Genomic DNA, 17,294 nt, shown 5'->3' with positions numbered 1-17,294 from the left:
TTATTATTTCAAATAAAAAATTGTAACTTTGTAGAAAATTTCTAAAATTATGATAAATATTGATAATTTATTTTCGAATGAAGCAAAACGCATGGAACGCTCTGCAATCCGCGAGTGTTTGAAACTTACTCAGCAACCGGATATTATTTCTTTTGCGGGCGGATTACCTTCTCCTACTTCTTTTCCTTATGATGATATTAAAAAGATATCCGATGAGGTAATTATGAATGACGGCGCCGCTGCTTTGCAATACGGAACCACCGAAGGTGATAACCTTTTAAGAGATGAACTAGTGAAAAGATATACAGAGGAAGGTTGTAAGGTTACTCGTGATAATTTTGTAATTACTACTGCCTCGCAACAGTCTTTGGATTTACTTGGGAAAATTTTTATTAATCCGGGTGATATTATTATTTGCGAACTTCCTTCATATCTTGGCGGTTTAAATGCGTTTAAGGTTTACGGTGCACAATTTATCGGAATAAAACCTGATAAATATGGAATGAATGCCGAAGAATTGGAAAGACAAATCATAGAACTTAAAAATAAAGGTAAAGCTCCGAAGTTTATTTATTTGATTCCTGATTTTCAGAATCCTGCAGGAATAACAATGCCGGTTTCTCGCAGAAAGGAAATTATTGCTATTGCTCAAAAATATCAAATATTAGTTGTTGAAGATAGTCCGTACAGAGAAATTCGTTTCGACGGAGAGCCGCAAACAATGCTGTATGCTTTAGATGACCAAGGTTTGGTTATTACATTGGGAACATTTTCAAAATCATTCTGCCCCGGATTTCGCCTCGGTTGGATTATTGCTAATGCAGATGTTTTGGAGAAATTCGTTCAGGCTAAACAAACTGCCGATTTATGTACTTCGGCCTTTCTTCAAAAAATTGCCGGATTGTATTTGCACAAAGGTTTATTCAATAAAAATATCGGTAAAATTGTAGATGAATACAGAGATAAAAGGAATAATATCATACGTTGTTTTGAAAAATATTTTCCTAAAGGAGTTAGCTGGACTCATCCTGAAGGCGGATTATTCCTTTTGGTAACGCTGCCGGAATATATTGATTCCGACGAATTGTTTTTTAAAGCTATAGAAAAGAAGGTAGCTTTTGTTCAAGGTTATACATTCTTCTGCGATGGCAGTGGAAGAAATACTATGAGAATTAATTTTTCTTATTCTGATAAATCAACTGCTGAAGAAGGAATAAAAAGATTGGCGGAAGCGATTAAAGAGATGATGCATAATAAATAAGGAAATTTGCTTATTTAAATTAATTATGTAAATCTTGATAATTTGTAATCTTATCGGTTATTTAAAATAATGAATAAATATACTTTGATGTGGATTTACAAATCTCGAATTTTAAGTAATTATTGATGTACAATAATACAAATTATTATCAAATAATTTCTTTTCGGATATAATCGTAACATCCTCTATTATATCATATTTATTTATTATTTGCCACTTTTCGTCTACGTAAAAACTTGATAATCCGCCGAAAATTCCTTCGCCGTTAAGTTTTTGGAAAGCTTCTTTTACTGTCCATATCCGATAAAACTCTTCGGACTGATTCTTTGTGTCCGTAATTGATTCCAAATATTCAAATTCTTTTTTATGAAAGAATTTTTCGGCAATATCTTTACGATAGCTTTTTATTATTTCAATATCTACTCCGCACTTGGACTTGGAAAATAAAACTGTAACTATCTCGGCGGAATGACTTATGCTGAAATGTAACGTATCAGTATTCTCAAAAAAAGGTTTATTTCCGCTTTCTAAGTCTATACGAAATTCTGCATAGTTATCAGGGAAATTTTCCTGAAGATATTTTCTTATTAAATATCTTGCAGTTGCGGATCGCGATTTAACAATCTTATTATTGAATTTACTTAAATACTCCCAATCTTCTTCTGCAAGAAACATCGAAAGATCATTGATGTCAATGATTTTTGAAAAAAAGATTTTATATTCTTTTTCACTCATCTACAAAATGATTTTTGAATTGCTGATACCGAAAAGTGCGAAATCATATTTTACGGGATCATTATTATCAAGAGTTTTTAGTTCGTTTGTAACTATTTCGGCAGCATTCCAATTATTGGCATTACTGTTAAATAGTCCGAGTTCTCTTGCCGTATTTCCTACATGCACATCCAAAGGAATAATCAAATCGGCAGGGGAAATATTTTTCCAGATTCCAAAATCGATGCCTTTATCATTACTTCTTACCATCCAGCGTAAAAACATATTGATACGTTTTGCCGCAGCACCTTTCATCGGATTTGCAACATGTTTTGTAACTCTTTGAGGAAATTCAGTCTCAAAAAAAACTTCACGGAAATAGGATATAGCGTGCTTAATCTTATCAGTATCAGAAGAATTATATCCTTTTAGGAAAATTTCTTCCATTCCTGCGCGGTTCCTGTATATATTACTCAACGATTGAATAAAGTAAAAAATGTCACATTCTTGAAAAGTCCTGTAATAAAATCCGTTCAGAACAGAAATATCCCTATTATTTGCATTGATGATAAAATCGTAAGGAGCATAGTCCATTCTTTCAATCATATTGTTGCAACTATTGATTATTGCTTTTCGATTACCCCATGCAATTGTTGCAGATAAGAATCCGGCGATTTCTATATCTTCTTTTTTTGAAAATTTATGAGGAATTGAAATCGGGTCGTTTTCAATAAATTCAGGATTCTCAAAATATTTTTGATATTTTTCTAAGATTGTAGCGGTTTCAGGATTCATAGTTACGGCATAAAATGCAAAAAGCTGTCTTTGTATGACAGCCTTTTGGTTTGTGATTCCGGCGCGACTCGAACGCGCGACCCACAGCTTAGAAGGCTGTTGCTCTAATCCGACTGAGCTACGGAACCGATTTTCGGAGTGCAAAGATACAAATTTTTCGGATATGACAATGGTTTTAACAAAAATAATTATTTGTGATAAATACTGATAAGTAACATGATGTATGGAAATATTGTGACTGTAAAACATACAAGTATTCAATGTAACTTCAAACTTATTATGAACAGACTTACCGGACAATTATTACCGCCATAACAACGTTATCAAAAAGAAATAATTAAATTTGCATTTTATAATTAAAAACGATGTATAAAAGACTTATTCCCTTACTTTTTTCAATTTCTTTATTTGCATTATTTTCATGTGATAATGCCGGTTATATTCGCGATGCCGAATTAAAGTTTTCTGCCGATACTTTAATGTTTGATACTGTTTTTACAACGCAAGGTTCTTCTATGCGCACTTTAAAAGTGTATAATAACACGGATGATTATATTATAATTTCTAATATTCATGTAGCCGGCGGACAGCAATCGCAATATAATATTAATGTTAATGGCGTTTCCGGATATGCTTTTGAAGATGTTCAAATAGAACCGAATGATAGTATTTATATATTTGCTCAAGTTAGAATTGACCCTAATAATGTCAATTCACCTTTGATTGTCGAAGATTCGATTTGTTTCAGTTTGGAAAAATCGCGACAATATGTTAAATTACTTGCTTGGGGACAAGATGCAAACTATATTATTGCCGATACTTTCCGCGAAGGATTGCCCTCTTATAAAATTGTTGCCGATTCTAATAATGTTGTTGTCTGGAATTCCCAAAAGCCTTACGTAGTTTACGGTTATGCTGTTGTCGATTCAACGGGAACGCTAATTATAGAAGCCGGAACTCACGTGCATTTCCACTCAAACGGCGGTATTTGGGTTTATAAAGGCGGAACAATTAAAGTCTTAGGTACGGCCGATGATAAAGTCGTTTTTGAAGGAGATAGATTGGAATCTTGGTATGATTCTATTCCCGGACAATGGGAAAAGATATGGATTAATGAAGGAAGTGAAAATAATGAATTTCATCATGCAGTAATAAAAAACGGATTGGTTGGTATTCATGTACAAACACTTGATGAACCGATGAATAATGCTTTGATATTGAATAATGTAGAAATACATAATATGTCGAGTGCAGGAATTTTTTCAATGAATTATGCGATTTATGCCGCTAATTGTGTTTTCAGTTCCTGTAAGGGTCAGCTCGCGTATCTGTCTATGGGCGGACAGTATGATTTTCGTAATTGTACTTTTGCAAATTACTATAAAGGAAGGAGCGACGTGTCTTCTGTTTACTTAAGTAATTTTTATCTAAGTGGAAATACGTATTATTATGGTGAATTGGATGGTTATTTCGGAAATTGTATTATTTATGGAAGTCGTGATAATGAATTTAATATAGGAATATTGGAAAGCGCTCCGACTAATAATCAGATTAAGATAGAAAACTCACTTGTGAAAATTTCAAATGCTGAATATGATAAATTTTCAGATTATTTTACTGATTGTATTAGAAATGAAGATCCGATATTTAAAGATAAGTATTTGCTCAACTATAGATTAGATTCTATTATATCTCCTGCTGTTAATAATGGTTCGTTGTCTGTTGTTAATGAATCTCCTGCATTGAATATTACCAGCGATTTTGACGGTAATTCGCGAATAAGTGATGATGCCCCGGATATTGGTGCTTTTGAATTTGTTGATAAATAAATATATAACTATGTTTGATTATTTAAATTCCGATACGATTTGTGCCATTTCTTCTCCTCAGGGAAACGGTGCAATTGCCGTGTTAAGACTTAGCGGTGAAGAATCGTTGAATATCGTTTCTAAAATATTTCATCCGGCGAATGATAAAGTTTTGAAACATGCAACAATGCAGTTCGGAACAATATTCTACAATGAAGAAATACTTGATGAAGTGATGATTTGTATGTTCCGGGCACCAAAAAGTTATACGGGTGAAGATATGATAGAGATATATTGTCATGGTTCAATCTACATTCAGCAAAAGATATTAGAAAGTTTGGTATCAAACGGTGCGAGAGTAGCTCTGCCTGGTGAGTTTACATTTAGAGCATATAAAAACAATAAACTGGATCTTGCCCAATCTGAAGCGGTTGCAGACCTCATACTTTCAGAAAATAAACAAGCTCATGATATTGCAATAAAACATTTACGCGGCGGTTATTCATCTTCAATAAAAGAATTAAGAGATAAAATGATTACTTTATCGTCATTACTTGAACTTGAATTGGATTTTAGTGAAGAAGATGTTGAATTTGCTAATCGTGAAGATATGTTTCTGTTGATAAATACAATAGAATATGAATTAGATTCCTTGATAAAATCTTTCGAATTGGGAAATGTCTTGAAGAATGGTATCCCCGTTGCAATTATCGGAAAGCCTAATGCCGGAAAATCAACACTTTTAAATATCTTATTAAACGAAGAAAAAGCAATTGTTTCCGATATTCCCGGAACTACACGCGATGCTATTGAAGATGTTGTTAACATTAACGGTTATTTGTTCAGGTTTATTGATACGGCGGGTTTGCATAAAACTACCGATACAATTGAATCGATCGGAATTGAAAGGACATTTGAAAAAATCAACAATGCTGAAATAATTTTGCATATAATAGATTTAAGTAATACAGATGAATTGGAAGTTTTAAATGAACTTAAAGAATTTTCAGAACATCTTGAAGATAAATCAAAGAAGTGGATATTAGTTGGAAACAAAGTTGATGAAGTGAATGAGTTGCCAAAATGGTTTAAAACTTTAGTCGATTTAGATACAATATTTATTTCCGCTAAAAGACGTGAGAATATTAATTTGATAACCGAACAAATTTGCGATTACGTAGAACAAAAAAAGATTTCTGGAACTACAATAGTAACTAATACAAGGCATTACGAGGCCATGCTGAAAGCATTAGACTCTATACTTTCCGTAAAAGAATCATTCAGCAACAAGGTTCCGACAGATTTAATAGCTATTGATTTAAGAAATGCCCTATATCATTTAGGAAGTATAACAGGAGAAATATCTTCCGAAGATATTCTTGGTGAGATATTTGGCAGATTCTGTATCGGCAAATAAACCCCAAAACAAACCAAAGCTGAAGCACTAAACAAAATCAGTAAAAAAGCCTGCAGGCTTTGCTGGGAATAAGCTATTGGCGTGGTATTCATTGGTTTTGCGAAATCACCCTAAAAAATGCTTCAACAAACCAAGTCTGCACCGATTTAATTGTTGAGAAGAAACGCGAACAGTAGAAATAATATCAACAATTGTTATGAAGGAAAACCGCAAAACACTTCAACTATAAATGCAAAGTGAGATTTAATCAATCACTCTGTACATGACTTAACACAAATAAAAAAATGTTATTTGGAGTTTGCTCATTTGATATTTACATTCCTCTGTATTCTTTTGGTGATACGCCTTCAATCCGTTTAAAATACTTACCAAAAATAGATTGGTCGGCAAAGTTGAATTCGTCACTGATTTGTTGGATAGTCAGCTTTGACGATTTCAAAAGCGCTTTTGCCTCGAGCATAACATAATCGTCAATCCAATCATTTGCCGATTTGCCAGTATTTGTCTTGATTATTTGCGACAGATATTTGGGCGTGATATGTAATTTTTCGGCATAAAATCCCACTTGTCGTTCTAACTTGTAGTACTTTTCAGCAAGCGTCAGAAAACGCTCTACATATTCATTTTGTTTTGTAGGCAGGCTCTCTTGTTGCTGAGTTTTACGCAATCCCGAATTCGAATGATAATAAAAAGCGATCATTAAATGCTGCACAATGTTTTTACGGTGAGGATTTTCAATCATTTCAACTACTCTTTTCAGCATATAGTAATAGCCTTTCAACAAATTCAAATCGTCTTCATTGAGAAGTATAGACGGATTTTGACGTACCGAAAGCGCAACAGGCAAGCGTTCCTGAATATCCGGCAACAGGTTGTCCGTCATTCGTTTCGACATGACAATAAAATGGCCTTCAAAATCATCGCTGATATATTCGTGTTGTAGAATTTCGTCAGCAAGTAATGTAATCATACAAGGTGCAGTAGTTTCATACGATTTTAATCCGATTTTTCCGCGTGCCGTACCTTTGGTGCAAATGATAAATGTTGTGACGTCAACCTTGAACGGGTAAGCAAATGCAGGAAACACTTTCACATTGTCGAACAACATAAAATCTTCTTCAATAGACTGAATGTCAAAATCTATATTGCTTTTAAAATTTGTTTGCCACGTAAGCGGCGTAATTTCTTTTATCATATCAAAATATTTTCGACAAAGGTACATATTTTTCAATTAAAAAATATTGTGATTAGACTTATGGGCTATTTTAAAGGTATTATTTACCAATATATTTCTATATATTCTGCTAATATCCCAATTTTGTCGAATTTTTGCCCTTTTGAAAATCCAAAAGCCGATATAATTTTGCAGTGTAAAAAATATTTTCATAATGAAAAAAATTAAAGCGCAAAAAATAAGGTCAGGACAACCGTTTTGTTATCGTGCAAATGGGATGAATAGTACCATTATTGATGTGATAATCAAAGAAGAAGTCTGGGGTTGCTACCTTACTCGTGCATTAACCCAAACAATTAAAAGGTATCCGTACTTTGCCGGAAAACTGGTTGAAAAAAACGGTGATTTTTATCTTGCAGACAACACGGATATTTCGATGATTGTTCGCAAAAAAAGGTTTAACCGGCTTGGAAGTATGGCGGCAGGTTATCATTTGATTGAGGTTTCGTACGACGGCACACACATTTATGTATCGTTTCACCACGCCATTTGCGATGGACGTGGGATTCAACCTTTTATCGAAACATTAATTTATTATTATTTCTGCATTGCCAAAAATAAGAAATTTAAGGCAGAACATATTCGGAAGTCTGACTCCACAATGTTAGACGGCGAAACATTCGAACCGTTTGAGCAAAAATATACCGTTGATGATTTTGTGCCACCTACAGTTATTCGCGATGGATTTGCTTTGCCCGAGTGCGCACACCAAAGACCTGACCGCAGTCGCCAAGACATTGAAATTGACGAAAAGGCGTTTATTGATTTTGCAAAAAGTGTCGAAGCTACACCGGTTGTGTTGCTGTCGTACTTATTTTCGAAGTCCATTGTATTAAATAATGAGGATATAGACAAGCCTATTGTAACGAGTGTTGCAGCCGATATGCGGCAGGAACTCGAACTACCCAACACACATAAAAATTGTGTCAGAAGTATCTATTTGCCATTTTGTGCCACTGATAAAACAGCTGAAATCAGGAAGGTTTGCTTTGACATGCGGCGGGCATTAACGGAGCAGCGAGAGTCGAATTATGTAAGAGCCGTCGCCAATTCGTTTATTGATTTGAGCGACAAATTGGACACTATGAACAGTTTTGACGAAAAAAAAGTGTTCATGTCGTTTTTCGACACAATGACTATCAATACTTATGTTGTGAGTTATTTAGGCAGGTTTGATTTTGGGGAATGCAACGATTTTGTTGATGCAGTGTTTCTCCTCGGCGGCGAAACTGGAATTAGTTTGGATATGATTTGTGCGGGTGGGAAATTTTGCGTTTCAATCATTCAAAATATTGATGGCGAGAAATATATTAAAACATTTCTTTCTTTTTTGGATGAATTGAAAATTATCTATAAAACTGAAGGAATAAAACCATTTTTCACAAAGAAAGATGTGACACAAAAAACAGGGCGCTGGCACGCAGAACGATATCAAAAAAATTATTTATCAAAAAATTATAATTAGAAAGGAGATTAAAATGATTAAAAAAGTGAAAGTAGTAAGTAGCCCTGAGGTTACTTTGGAAACAGAAGCACGCGGAATACCGCAAGGTGGCGAGGAAAGAGGATTCTTAGACTGGTTGTGTTCGTTTGTGGCATACGGAGACGACGGCAATACCTATTGGTTTGGGACAGCGCTACTTATTCTTGCACACGAAGGTGTGGATATGTGGAATATTGAATGTAGCTGGAAAACCGGAAAAGTTATTCAAGTCCCGGGTTCCATTTACAAACTTGCAGATTTTCCGGAAGTTGGTGTCACTGGCAGAACTGTATTACCTGGCGGTTCACATAAAGTGAGCAAAACAGACAAAGAGGTATTGGTGCAACTTGGTGATTTTAACTTAATCTGTAAAGATGACAACAGTTGGCATTACAACGTTGAGGACAAAGCAAAGGGAATCAAAGCCGAATTTGTTCATTATGGAAAAGGTTGCCCGCTTTGGTACGGTAAAGAAGAACCCTCATATCTCACTCCGCACAGTATTGCCTATGGCTATAACTGGTCGGGAGTGGTGGAAGGCACTTTAACAATCGACGGTAAAAAAATCAACATTAAAGGAGCCGGAGTTCGTGAACGGTATATTGCAGTCGATTCTTCAGCTGCTGAAATTGGTGGTTGGGAAGATTGGATGTGGTTTCACTTTGATGAGGTTTTTGGCAGTATGTACGAAATGAAGATGGGAATTAAAGATATGGTTCTTAATCTGACTGAAGAAAAACAATCTTTTCCGGTCGGCAATTTTAATATTGAACATAGTGAATGGGCGTTTTTACCTGCGTTGGGTGCTTTTATGCCAATGCATTACAAAATTACGATGGAAGTAGAAGCAGGTATTCTCGAATTTACCGCCAATGCCATCGGAGCAACTGTTTGGGGAGTTACAGGAGAGGTTCCAAGCACACCGGTTTGCACACTAAATTGGGACAAACCGCAAGGTACCTTTACTTACAAAGATGGTCGTAAAAAGGCACTAACAAATGGTTTTGGCGGCACTTCGGTACGTCAATTCAAAGCATATCCGGATGTTTTCGGAACGGTATTGGCAAAAGGAAATATATTCAAAGACCCAAGCGATTTTAAAACATTATAAAAAAGAGGTCAAAATGAAAGTAAAATTAATTTTGGCATTAGCCATTGCCGCAGGATTGACGGTAATGGGTGAAATCAGAGCACAATCCAATAATAATAACAATAATAAAAAGGAGATTGAAATGACTAAACGTATAATAAGAGCAAACAAACTCATAGAAAATGGAATCGTTGCAGGCTATAAACTGATTGAAAACGGAGCCGTTTCGGGTTATAAAAAAATAGAAAATGGAGTAGTCTCTGGCTATAAAAAAGTTGAAGATAAATGTGTGGATATTCTTTTCAAAAAAGATGATGAAACAATTGAGGAGACAAAAACCAGGCTGAAAAAATTTTAATACCAAAAAACCGGACAGGTTCTTGCAACCTGCCCGGTTTAAATTAAAACGCTGAAAAATGAAAGTAAGTAACTAAGTAACTAACTAAGTAAGTAAGTAAGTAACTAACTAACTAACTAACTAACTAACTAACTAACTAACTAACTAACTAACTAACTAACTAACTAACTAACTAATGCCTTACATTAACTACGTTAAATTAGGTATCGAAAAATATTCATTGAAGTCGAGGCTTTTAGAAACGTTTATTTGCGGAAAATACTCTCACCAATCAAACGACAATTAAGCAATTACCTACGATTAAGAATCAAAATGAACATTTAAAAACAATTTTTTCAGTGTGCAATTTTGGTTTTTAGGTATTTAAATGAACTTTATGATTGAAAAAAGATAGGGATGATATTATTCTACTAAAATTGCCGATCTAACTTAATTGTTACTTGGAAATAATAAACAATTATTTTTAATAAAATTTTTATATGTAAGCGGTAAGTTTTTATTGTTTCATAAATTAGTATTAAATATTTCATTTAAATTTTATTCTTTAAGATTCATTAAGGTTTGAGGATTAATTTTTAACAAAAGAAATGATAGTATTTTTGTGTTTTATGAAAAATATCACATAAGTATTTGATAATGTTAGCCTACCTTTTAAAAACATTTGCCTGTAATTAAGACTATGCTTTATAAAAAACACTCCAAAGTCGTTTATAGTTTTGTAATTTTGTTACGACAATTAATTATTCATTAAAAAATAAAATTATAAAAAGATTTAAGACTTTATTAGTGTTTCTAATATTATTTATGATTTCAAGTGTAGTTTACGGACAAAATTACGTTGCAACAAATGTAACAATAATATGTCCGGAGATAACTACAGCAACTGTTAATGTAAAGTATGCGCTTAACCCTATAGGTAAAGAACTCCTTCAAATAAAAGAAATCGAAGTTAAGTATGGTGATCTCAATTACGGAGCACATGTAGGAAGCGACTATTTTTGGGTAGATGCTAATTCTGTAATTGTCACAGTTATTGTAATGACAGATTCAGGAAGATATGCTCAACAGAGTTTTACCAGTGCCGTACAAAATGTAACATTTGATTTTAGGTAAAGTATTTTTTATGAAACGATTATTTATGAAAAAATTTAAAGTTTGGGGAATATTTTCATTTATGCTATTTACCTCAATAACAATATTTGGGCAAATAACACTACCTACATCTTCGTCTTCTTTTTATACTTATGTTGAAGATTTTCCGGATATTACACATGAGCCCAATTCTGTGGTGTCAGTAAAAGTAGAATGGGTAGGGGCAACGGAAAATATTTCTAGTTATATTATAACTACTGTTGATGGTATAAAGGATGGTGTAACTATATATCAACGACAAACAATTAATCCAATATGGTGGTTGCCAGTACAAACTAATATTTATGTTGAATATTCGGAAGAGATACACACAGTTAGTTATTATGGTATGCCCAACAGGCAATTAGATGGTCGGATCCCATAAACAGTTGGATAATTAGATTAAAAATTTAATTATATTTTTAATACAAACAATAAATTTATTAACTTAAAATTAGATTATGAAAAAAAACAATTTGTATGCATTTTTAACAATGCTATTAATTTCAACTTCTGTTTTTGCTGCCGGATTGAGTGGGACAGAAGAAACTAAAACAGTGGTAAGGTCACACACTATAAAAATTTCGGTGTGTTCTTCGTCGTCAAGTCAAGCAACACTTACTTTTAAATGGCCGACAGAACTATCAAGTGGTGATGATCCATGGATATCTGCAGTTGCAGATCAAGTTTACACAGTTAATTTGTATGGCTTTGTAGGAGGTCCATTTTGTGGTGAAGTTACAGTTCAAGTACCTGCAGATAAAGAGTTTTTATTGGAAGTGAGAACAAATCAAGGAGGGTATAATAGTCAAACTTATAGTCCACCGTTTTTTCCTTCAGAGTTAAATTTTAATTTCGCAAATTAAACTCCATATAAATTATAATCCCTTAAAGAAGAAATTGATTATTTTCTCCTTTAAGGGATTAATTTAGGAACAAAAAGATATTAACACTAATTATTTATAATAAATTTATTGTAAACAGATTTATTATCTTCAAAGGTAATTTTAAGGAAATAAATACCATCTAAGAGTTCACTTGTGGTAATTGTGATTTGATTACTTTTTGTTTGTATGTTTTTTACAGTTTTTCCACTTATGTCAATTATTGAAATTTCTGTAATATTTTCAGCTTCAATATTTATATAATCACTTGCGGGATTCGGATAGATTTTTATTTCATTATTATTGTTAATAATACCTACTGTAAATACAGTAACATCATCGCAAATCTCATCGGATTCATATATTTCATTATAAATAGCAATTACGCAATATTCATAATTACCATTATCAAGATCTTCGTCGGTATATTCGGTTTCAATTGTTTCTCCGATAAATTCATCTAAACGATAAATTTTATAAACGTCTAAGTTTGGAGAATTCGCGGGGGCAGTCCAAGATAAATTTACTGTTGAATTATCCGCAATAGCTTGCAAATCAGCAGGAGGTAAACAAGCCGTACTGTTGATAGTTGTACAAACTTTATATGGTGATACACATCCATTATCGTAAACGGCATTAATACAATATTCATATTCTCCGAAACTAATATTTTCCTCTGTGAAAGAAGTTTCTGTTGTTGTTCCAATTTTTATACCGTCTTTATAAATTTCATATTCTTCTAAAGTAAGATCGCTTTCTTCAGGAGCATCCCATGTAAGTGTTACGGTGGAACCGTTAATATTTCCAACTAAATTTTGAGCCTCATTACAAATTATATCCCAATTAGGTTCAATATTCATTACAACGCCCTGATTGGAGTTAAATTGATACCAACCTACATTGAGATTAGATATTGTGAAATATCCGTTTCCGCTACCACTCCAACCCCAATTGAAATGAAATTGGTTATTATCATTATATCCGTCTAAATTAAATGAATGCCCACCATATGATACATCGCTGCCGTGATATTGCATTGGTCTTCCCAGATCCAGTTCTGCTCTCATCATATTTTCCCAATCAGTGATTGAATAGTCTTCTTTATTTTTATGAGTACACTGACTTTGATAACCAAAATATGTTTTTAAAGCATAAACTACATCTGTAGTATATGCACCGCTTGCGCTCGGATCATATTGCATACGGACACTAACTCCACAATGATACATAAGAGTTGCAACGGCAATATTCGGAGAAGTAACCTGAATTGGCATTTGATCCCATTGATAAAATGTTGTATCGTAATTAGCAGATAAAATACCATAAGTTGAATGATAATATGAAGATTGGCCATATCCTTTTACAGGATGGTTCCAGTATTTCATTATCATTGCCATAGCGGTAGCAACACATCCAGTAACACTATTGCCGGGGCAAAGTGCATTGTAATGTGGCGATTGATCCCAATGTAAATTTATTAATGGTTCAACAGCATCTGTTCCTTTATTTATATTGCCTTCCGAAATGCTTTGCCATTCAGGATGTTTTTCAATATTATCTAAAGAAAAGATATAATCCATTTCAGCGGCATAACCATCTAACCATGCTTTCATATTGGGAGGAAAATTATTTGTATCAAAACATCCTTCGTCAGAATATCCTAAAATTGGTAAAACTCTTTCATCAGCGGAAACAATTATAAATGTTTTGTTTGCATTACTGTTGAAAATATAAAAATAATCTTGTGATTTTTCACCATTAGAATGAGTGTAAACGCAAATTAAATCTTCTGCAGATTCATTATTTGCAATATTTAACCATTGTTGTGCATAGTATTTAGCAGAATTGATGTCAATTGCTTGTGAAAAAGCAGTTGTACCGAGAAAAAGAATAAGTGTAATAAGTAGAAATTTTTTCATAATACTTTTTAATTTAATAAATTAATAATGATTATAATTTGATTATAAATTACAATAATTGGCAAAAATAAATAAAAATATCTAACTAAAGAAATATTGAAGATTTTTTTTAAATTTGCGTTTGCTAATATTTTTTATAAAATTTTAATGATTCGTTTAGTATTTAAAGAGATAATTTCAAGTGATAAATCCGATGATGCTGCTATTTTAATATTAAAAGAGTTTTCGGGCGAAAGAGAACTTCCTATTACAATTACTATACAAGCGGCTGAAAATATCAATTTGGTAATTAATGGAAATAGAAATATCCGTCCGGATATATATGATTCTTTCTGCGAATTTGTTCAAAAATCTTTCTGTAAATTAGACTATGTCTATATTCATAAGTATGAATACGGATTATTTTACTGCTATATGTATTTTTTTGATAAGGATGGAAACCAATTAATAATTGAACAGGCTCGTCCTTCAGATGCGTTAATTATTGCATTTAAATATCATGCCGATATTTTTTGTGAAGATATTGTATTGGAGGAAGTTGCTTCGGAATTACCCAAGGGTTTTATTAATAAGATTCTTTTTTCTGATGATACTGCAGGTTTATCTACAAATGATAGAACAGATGATATTATTGTTGATGAATTTGGTAATGCTGAAAAATTATCGAAATTATCTTTAGAAGAGATAAATATTCGCCTTGACTTGGCTTTGAAAAATGAAAATTATAAATATGCTGCAAAATTAAGAGATGCTAGAAATAAAAAATTATGATGAAAATACTAAAAAAACCTTTCTTAAAAAAACTTTCTTATGTTATAGCTGCCATTTGCGTACTTGCAGTGTTTATAGGAATGTTTACAAATAGTGAAAATGCTAATATTTTTGCACAACAATCTCATGGAGTGCTTGGCGTTTCTGCCGAAATTTCGGATGAAGCCGATACCACTAAGGTAATGGTCGTAAAGCCTGCTGATGATTCTATTCAGGTTGATTCTAACAATAAATTATATGATACTATTAGTTCCTTAAAACCTAATATAACTTTCAAAGGTGTGTTAAGAGCTATACTCGGTATTGTAGTCATTCTATTTATTTGTTGGTTGTTGAGCAGAGACAGGAAAGCTATAAAATGGAAATATATTTTTAGTGCTCTCGCATTCCAGATAATAATAGCAATTTGTATTCTGTATGTTCCTTTTGTTGCTACAATCTTTGAATTCTTCGGAAAAATATTCGTTTATGTAAATCGCTCCGCAGCCGAAGGTATGAAGTTTTTGATGGGAGGATTGATGGGTGAATCTATTGGTTATGTCTTTGCATTTAATGTTTTGCCTACTATTGTATTTTTCTCCGCAATAACCAGTTTGTTATTTCATTGGGGAATTATACAAGTTGTTGTAAAATGGCTGGGATGGTTCTTTTCAAAAATAATGGGATTAACCGGAGTTGAAAGCTTGTCTTTGGCAGGAAATATTTTTCTCGGACAAACCGAAGCGCCCTTGATTGTCAAGCATTATCTTCCTAATGCCAAAGATGCTGAAATATTTATGGTAATGGTAGGAGGTATGGCAACAATGTCCGGAGGTATTTTGGCTTCCTATATTGCGCTGCTTGGAGGAAATGATCCGGTTTTACAAGTTGCTTTTGCCAAACATCTTCTTGCTGCATCAGTGATGGCTGCGCCGGCGGCCGTTGTAATCGGTAGAATTATTTTCCCTGCCAATACCGATCCTTCGGAAGTTGTTAAAATTGAAAAAGAAGAGAAGAAAACCAATACCCTTGATGTTATTGCAGGCGGCGCTATAGAAGGAATGAAACTCGCTGTAAACGTTGCTACAATGCTTCTGGTATTCATAGCATTGATAGCATTTATTAATTTTACTTTCGGAAAAATTGGCGACTGGACAACTCTTAATACTTGGATTGGTGCCAATACTCCTTATCAAAAATTTTCTCTGGAATTTTTATTAGGATATGCACTTTCTCCTTTGATGTGGCTCATTGGCGTTCCATCGGGAGATGTACTTGAATTGGCACAATTATTAGGAATAAAAACTATTGTTAATGAGTTTGTTGGTTATGGCGCTTTGCAAGGAATGATTGCGTCTGGCTCATTATCAGTTAAAGGAACTGTAATGGCAATTTATTTACTTTGCGGATTCGCTAACTTCAGCTCCATTGGAATTCAAATAGGTGGTATCGGTTCTTTAGCTCCAAATAAACGTTACGTACTTGCTAAGTTCGGCATGTTGGCTTTGTTTACTGCTGCTGTAACAGCTTTGCTATCATCAATAATCATGGGAATGTTATTAGGGTAATTTATTTAAAATAAAATATTAAGCCCGATATGATATACAAAATATTCATATTGGCGCCAAATAAACGATTAAACATATTTTTATATGAAACAGTATTTAGATTTATTAAGTAGAATTCTTTCCGATGGTGTTGTGAAAGATGATAGAACCGGTACCGGAACTATTAGCGTGTTCGGCCATCAAATGCGTTTTGATCTTTCCGAAGGATTTCCTCTTCTGACAACAAAAAAACTTCACCTGAAATCTATTATATATGAACTCCTTTGGTTTCTTAATGGTGACACAAATACCAAATACTTAAAAGATCATGGAGTTTCAATCTGGGACGAATGGGCAGATGAAAACGGGAATTTAGGTAGAATATACGGTGCACAATGGCGATCTTGGCAATCTTCCGACGGAAGGATTATTGACCAGATTACAGAAGTAGTTAATTCATTGAAAAATAATCCTAATTCAAGAAGGCACATAGTTTCTGCCTGGAATGTCGGTGATCTTGATAAAATGGCGCTTCCGCCTTGCCATATACTCTTCCAATTTTATGTTGCAAACAACAAACTGTCGTGTATGCTCTACCAACGTAGTTGTGACGTGTTTTTAGGAATACCTTTCAATATCGCTTCTTATGCTCTGCTCCTTTTGATGATGGCGCAAGTTACCGGTTATGAACCCGGAGAATTTATTCACACACTTGGAGATGCTCATATTTATAACAACCATATAGAACAAGCAGAATTACAACTTGTACGCGAACCTTACATACTTCCGAAAATGATACTTAACAAAGATGTAAAATCAATCTTCGATTTCACATACGAAGATTTCACCTTGCAAGATTATCAAGCACATCCGCATATTAAAGCCGCCGTTTCAAAATAATCA

General features: G+C 33.5%; 16 protein-coding genes and 1 tRNA gene. 12 read left to right on the top strand and 5 right to left on the bottom strand.

Going from position 1 to position 17,294, the window contains the following annotated elements; translation table 11 throughout:
- Positions 1 to 49: 49 nt before the first annotated feature.
- A complete protein-coding gene (locus tag LBP67_08275; protein ID MDR2084973.1) occupies positions 50 to 1,261 on the top strand; it encodes a PLP-dependent aminotransferase family protein in 1,212 nt (403 codons plus the stop codon).
- A gap of 111 nt (positions 1,262 to 1,372) precedes the next feature.
- Here the strand turns inward: LBP67_08275 and LBP67_08270 are convergent, their stop codons facing one another.
- The 3 genes from LBP67_08270 to LBP67_08260 form a co-directional block, all read right to left on the bottom strand.
- Positions 1,373 to 1,996 (bottom strand): 4'-phosphopantetheinyl transferase superfamily protein, encoded by a 624-nt coding sequence (locus tag LBP67_08270; GenBank protein MDR2084972.1) that lies wholly within the window; start codon positions 1,994 to 1,996, stop codon positions 1,373 to 1,375.
- Positions 1,997 to 2,770: a TIGR02757 family protein gene (locus LBP67_08265; GenBank protein ID MDR2084971.1), complete on the bottom strand. Its 774-nt coding sequence runs from the start codon at positions 2,768 to 2,770 to the stop codon at positions 1,997 to 1,999. It lies immediately after the preceding gene.
- A 53-nt stretch (positions 2,771 to 2,823) separates the two neighbouring features.
- Positions 2,824 to 2,898, bottom strand: a tRNA-Arg gene (locus LBP67_08260).
- A 237-nt stretch (positions 2,899 to 3,135) separates the two neighbouring features.
- On the opposite strand from LBP67_08260, the gene LBP67_08255 reads away from it, so the two are divergent.
- A complete protein-coding gene (locus LBP67_08255; GenBank protein MDR2084970.1) occupies positions 3,136 to 4,599 on the top strand; it encodes a hypothetical protein in 1,464 nt (487 codons plus the stop codon).
- Positions 4,600 to 4,609: 10 nt separating this feature from the next.
- Entirely contained in the window at positions 4,610 to 5,995 is a 1,386-nt protein-coding gene (mnmE, locus tag LBP67_08250; protein ID MDR2084969.1) for a tRNA uridine-5-carboxymethylaminomethyl(34) synthesis GTPase MnmE, read from the top strand.
- Positions 5,996 to 6,308: 313 nt separating this feature from the next.
- On the opposite strand, the gene LBP67_08245 is transcribed toward mnmE, so the two are convergent.
- Positions 6,309 to 7,190, bottom strand: a complete 882-nt coding sequence (locus LBP67_08245; GenBank protein MDR2084968.1) for a helix-turn-helix domain-containing protein — start codon at positions 7,188 to 7,190, stop codon at positions 6,309 to 6,311.
- Between the two features lie 193 nt (positions 7,191 to 7,383).
- On the opposite strand from LBP67_08245, the gene LBP67_08240 reads away from it, so the two are divergent.
- The 6 genes from LBP67_08240 (at position 7,384) to LBP67_08215 (ending at position 12,157) form a co-directional block, all read left to right on the top strand.
- Positions 7,384 to 8,694 carry a hypothetical protein gene (locus LBP67_08240; protein MDR2084967.1) on the top strand — a complete coding sequence of 437 codons (1,311 nt, stop codon included), beginning with the start codon at positions 7,384 to 7,386 and terminating at the stop codon, positions 8,692 to 8,694.
- A gap of 25 nt (positions 8,695 to 8,719) precedes the next feature.
- Positions 8,720 to 9,823: a hypothetical protein gene (locus LBP67_08235; protein MDR2084966.1), complete on the top strand. Its 1,104-nt coding sequence runs from the start codon at positions 8,720 to 8,722 to the stop codon at positions 9,821 to 9,823.
- A 13-nt stretch (positions 9,824 to 9,836) separates the two neighbouring features.
- Positions 9,837 to 10,160 (top strand): hypothetical protein, encoded by a 324-nt coding sequence (locus tag LBP67_08230; GenBank protein MDR2084965.1) that lies wholly within the window; start codon positions 9,837 to 9,839, stop codon positions 10,158 to 10,160.
- An 804-nt stretch (positions 10,161 to 10,964) separates the two neighbouring features.
- Entirely contained in the window at positions 10,965 to 11,273 is a 309-nt protein-coding gene (locus LBP67_08225) for a hypothetical protein (GenBank protein MDR2084964.1), read from the top strand.
- Positions 11,274 to 11,283: 10 nt separating this feature from the next.
- Positions 11,284 to 11,676 carry a hypothetical protein gene (locus LBP67_08220; GenBank protein ID MDR2084963.1) on the top strand — a complete coding sequence of 131 codons (393 nt, stop codon included), beginning with the start codon at positions 11,284 to 11,286 and terminating at the stop codon, positions 11,674 to 11,676.
- Between the two features lie 76 nt (positions 11,677 to 11,752).
- Entirely contained in the window at positions 11,753 to 12,157 is a 405-nt protein-coding gene (locus LBP67_08215; protein MDR2084962.1) for a hypothetical protein, read from the top strand.
- 86 nt (positions 12,158 to 12,243) lie between these two features.
- Here the strand turns inward: LBP67_08215 and LBP67_08210 are convergent, their stop codons facing one another.
- Positions 12,244 to 14,094 carry a C10 family peptidase gene (locus tag LBP67_08210; GenBank protein ID MDR2084961.1) on the bottom strand — a complete coding sequence of 617 codons (1,851 nt, stop codon included), beginning with the start codon at positions 14,092 to 14,094 and terminating at the stop codon, positions 12,244 to 12,246.
- Positions 14,095 to 14,241: 147 nt separating this feature from the next.
- On the opposite strand from LBP67_08210, the gene LBP67_08205 reads away from it, so the two are divergent.
- The 3 genes from LBP67_08205 to LBP67_08195 all read left to right on the top strand — a co-directional run bounded on the left by LBP67_08205 (position 14,242) and on the right by LBP67_08195 (position 17,291).
- Positions 14,242 to 14,865 carry a bifunctional nuclease family protein gene (locus tag LBP67_08205; protein MDR2084960.1) on the top strand — a complete coding sequence of 208 codons (624 nt, stop codon included), beginning with the start codon at positions 14,242 to 14,244 and terminating at the stop codon, positions 14,863 to 14,865.
- The gene (locus tag LBP67_08200; GenBank protein MDR2084959.1) at positions 14,862 to 16,412 is read left to right on the top strand and encodes a Na+ dependent nucleoside transporter; all 1,551 of its coding nucleotides are present in this window, start codon (positions 14,862 to 14,864) and stop codon (positions 16,410 to 16,412) included. Before LBP67_08205 ends, LBP67_08200 begins: the two co-directional genes overlap by 4 nt.
- An 84-nt stretch (positions 16,413 to 16,496) precedes the next feature.
- A complete protein-coding gene (locus LBP67_08195) occupies positions 16,497 to 17,291 on the top strand; it encodes a thymidylate synthase (GenBank protein MDR2084958.1) in 795 nt (264 codons plus the stop codon).
- Positions 17,292 to 17,294 lie beyond the last annotated feature (3 nt).

Source organism: Bacteroidales bacterium, assembly GCA_031276035.1.
Lineage (GTDB): Bacteria > Bacteroidota > Bacteroidia > Bacteroidales > BM520 > RGIG7150.
This window is presented reverse-complemented; position numbering and strand designations above follow the sequence as displayed.

Excerpts from the sequence above, each read along its gene's own strand:
- LBP67_08275 (MDR2084973.1), top strand. The coding sequence starts at position 50 with ATGATAAATATTGATAATTTATTTTCGAATGAAGCAAAACGCATGGAA.
- LBP67_08270 (MDR2084972.1), bottom strand. The coding sequence starts at position 1,996 with ATGAGTGAAAAAGAATATAAAATCTTTTTTTCAAAAATCATTGACATC.
- LBP67_08265 (MDR2084971.1), bottom strand. The coding sequence starts at position 2,770 with ATGAATCCTGAAACCGCTACAATCTTAGAAAAATATCAAAAATATTTT.
- LBP67_08255 (MDR2084970.1), top strand. The coding sequence starts at position 3,136 with ATGTATAAAAGACTTATTCCCTTACTTTTTTCAATTTCTTTATTTGCA.
- mnmE (MDR2084969.1), top strand. The coding sequence starts at position 4,610 with ATGTTTGATTATTTAAATTCCGATACGATTTGTGCCATTTCTTCTCCT.
- LBP67_08245 (MDR2084968.1), bottom strand. The coding sequence starts at position 7,190 with ATGATAAAAGAAATTACGCCGCTTACGTGGCAAACAAATTTTAAAAGC.
- LBP67_08240 (MDR2084967.1), top strand. The coding sequence starts at position 7,384 with ATGAAAAAAATTAAAGCGCAAAAAATAAGGTCAGGACAACCGTTTTGT.
- LBP67_08230 (MDR2084965.1), top strand. The coding sequence starts at position 9,837 with ATGAAAGTAAAATTAATTTTGGCATTAGCCATTGCCGCAGGATTGACG.
- LBP67_08225 (MDR2084964.1), top strand. The coding sequence starts at position 10,965 with ATGATTTCAAGTGTAGTTTACGGACAAAATTACGTTGCAACAAATGTA.
- LBP67_08220 (MDR2084963.1), top strand. The coding sequence starts at position 11,284 with ATGAAACGATTATTTATGAAAAAATTTAAAGTTTGGGGAATATTTTCA.
- LBP67_08215 (MDR2084962.1), top strand. The coding sequence starts at position 11,753 with ATGAAAAAAAACAATTTGTATGCATTTTTAACAATGCTATTAATTTCA.
- LBP67_08210 (MDR2084961.1), bottom strand. The coding sequence starts at position 14,094 with ATGAAAAAATTTCTACTTATTACACTTATTCTTTTTCTCGGTACAACT.
- LBP67_08205 (MDR2084960.1), top strand. The coding sequence starts at position 14,242 with ATGATTCGTTTAGTATTTAAAGAGATAATTTCAAGTGATAAATCCGAT.
- LBP67_08200 (MDR2084959.1), top strand. The coding sequence starts at position 14,862 with ATGATGAAAATACTAAAAAAACCTTTCTTAAAAAAACTTTCTTATGTT.
- LBP67_08195 (MDR2084958.1), top strand. The coding sequence starts at position 16,497 with ATGAAACAGTATTTAGATTTATTAAGTAGAATTCTTTCCGATGGTGTT.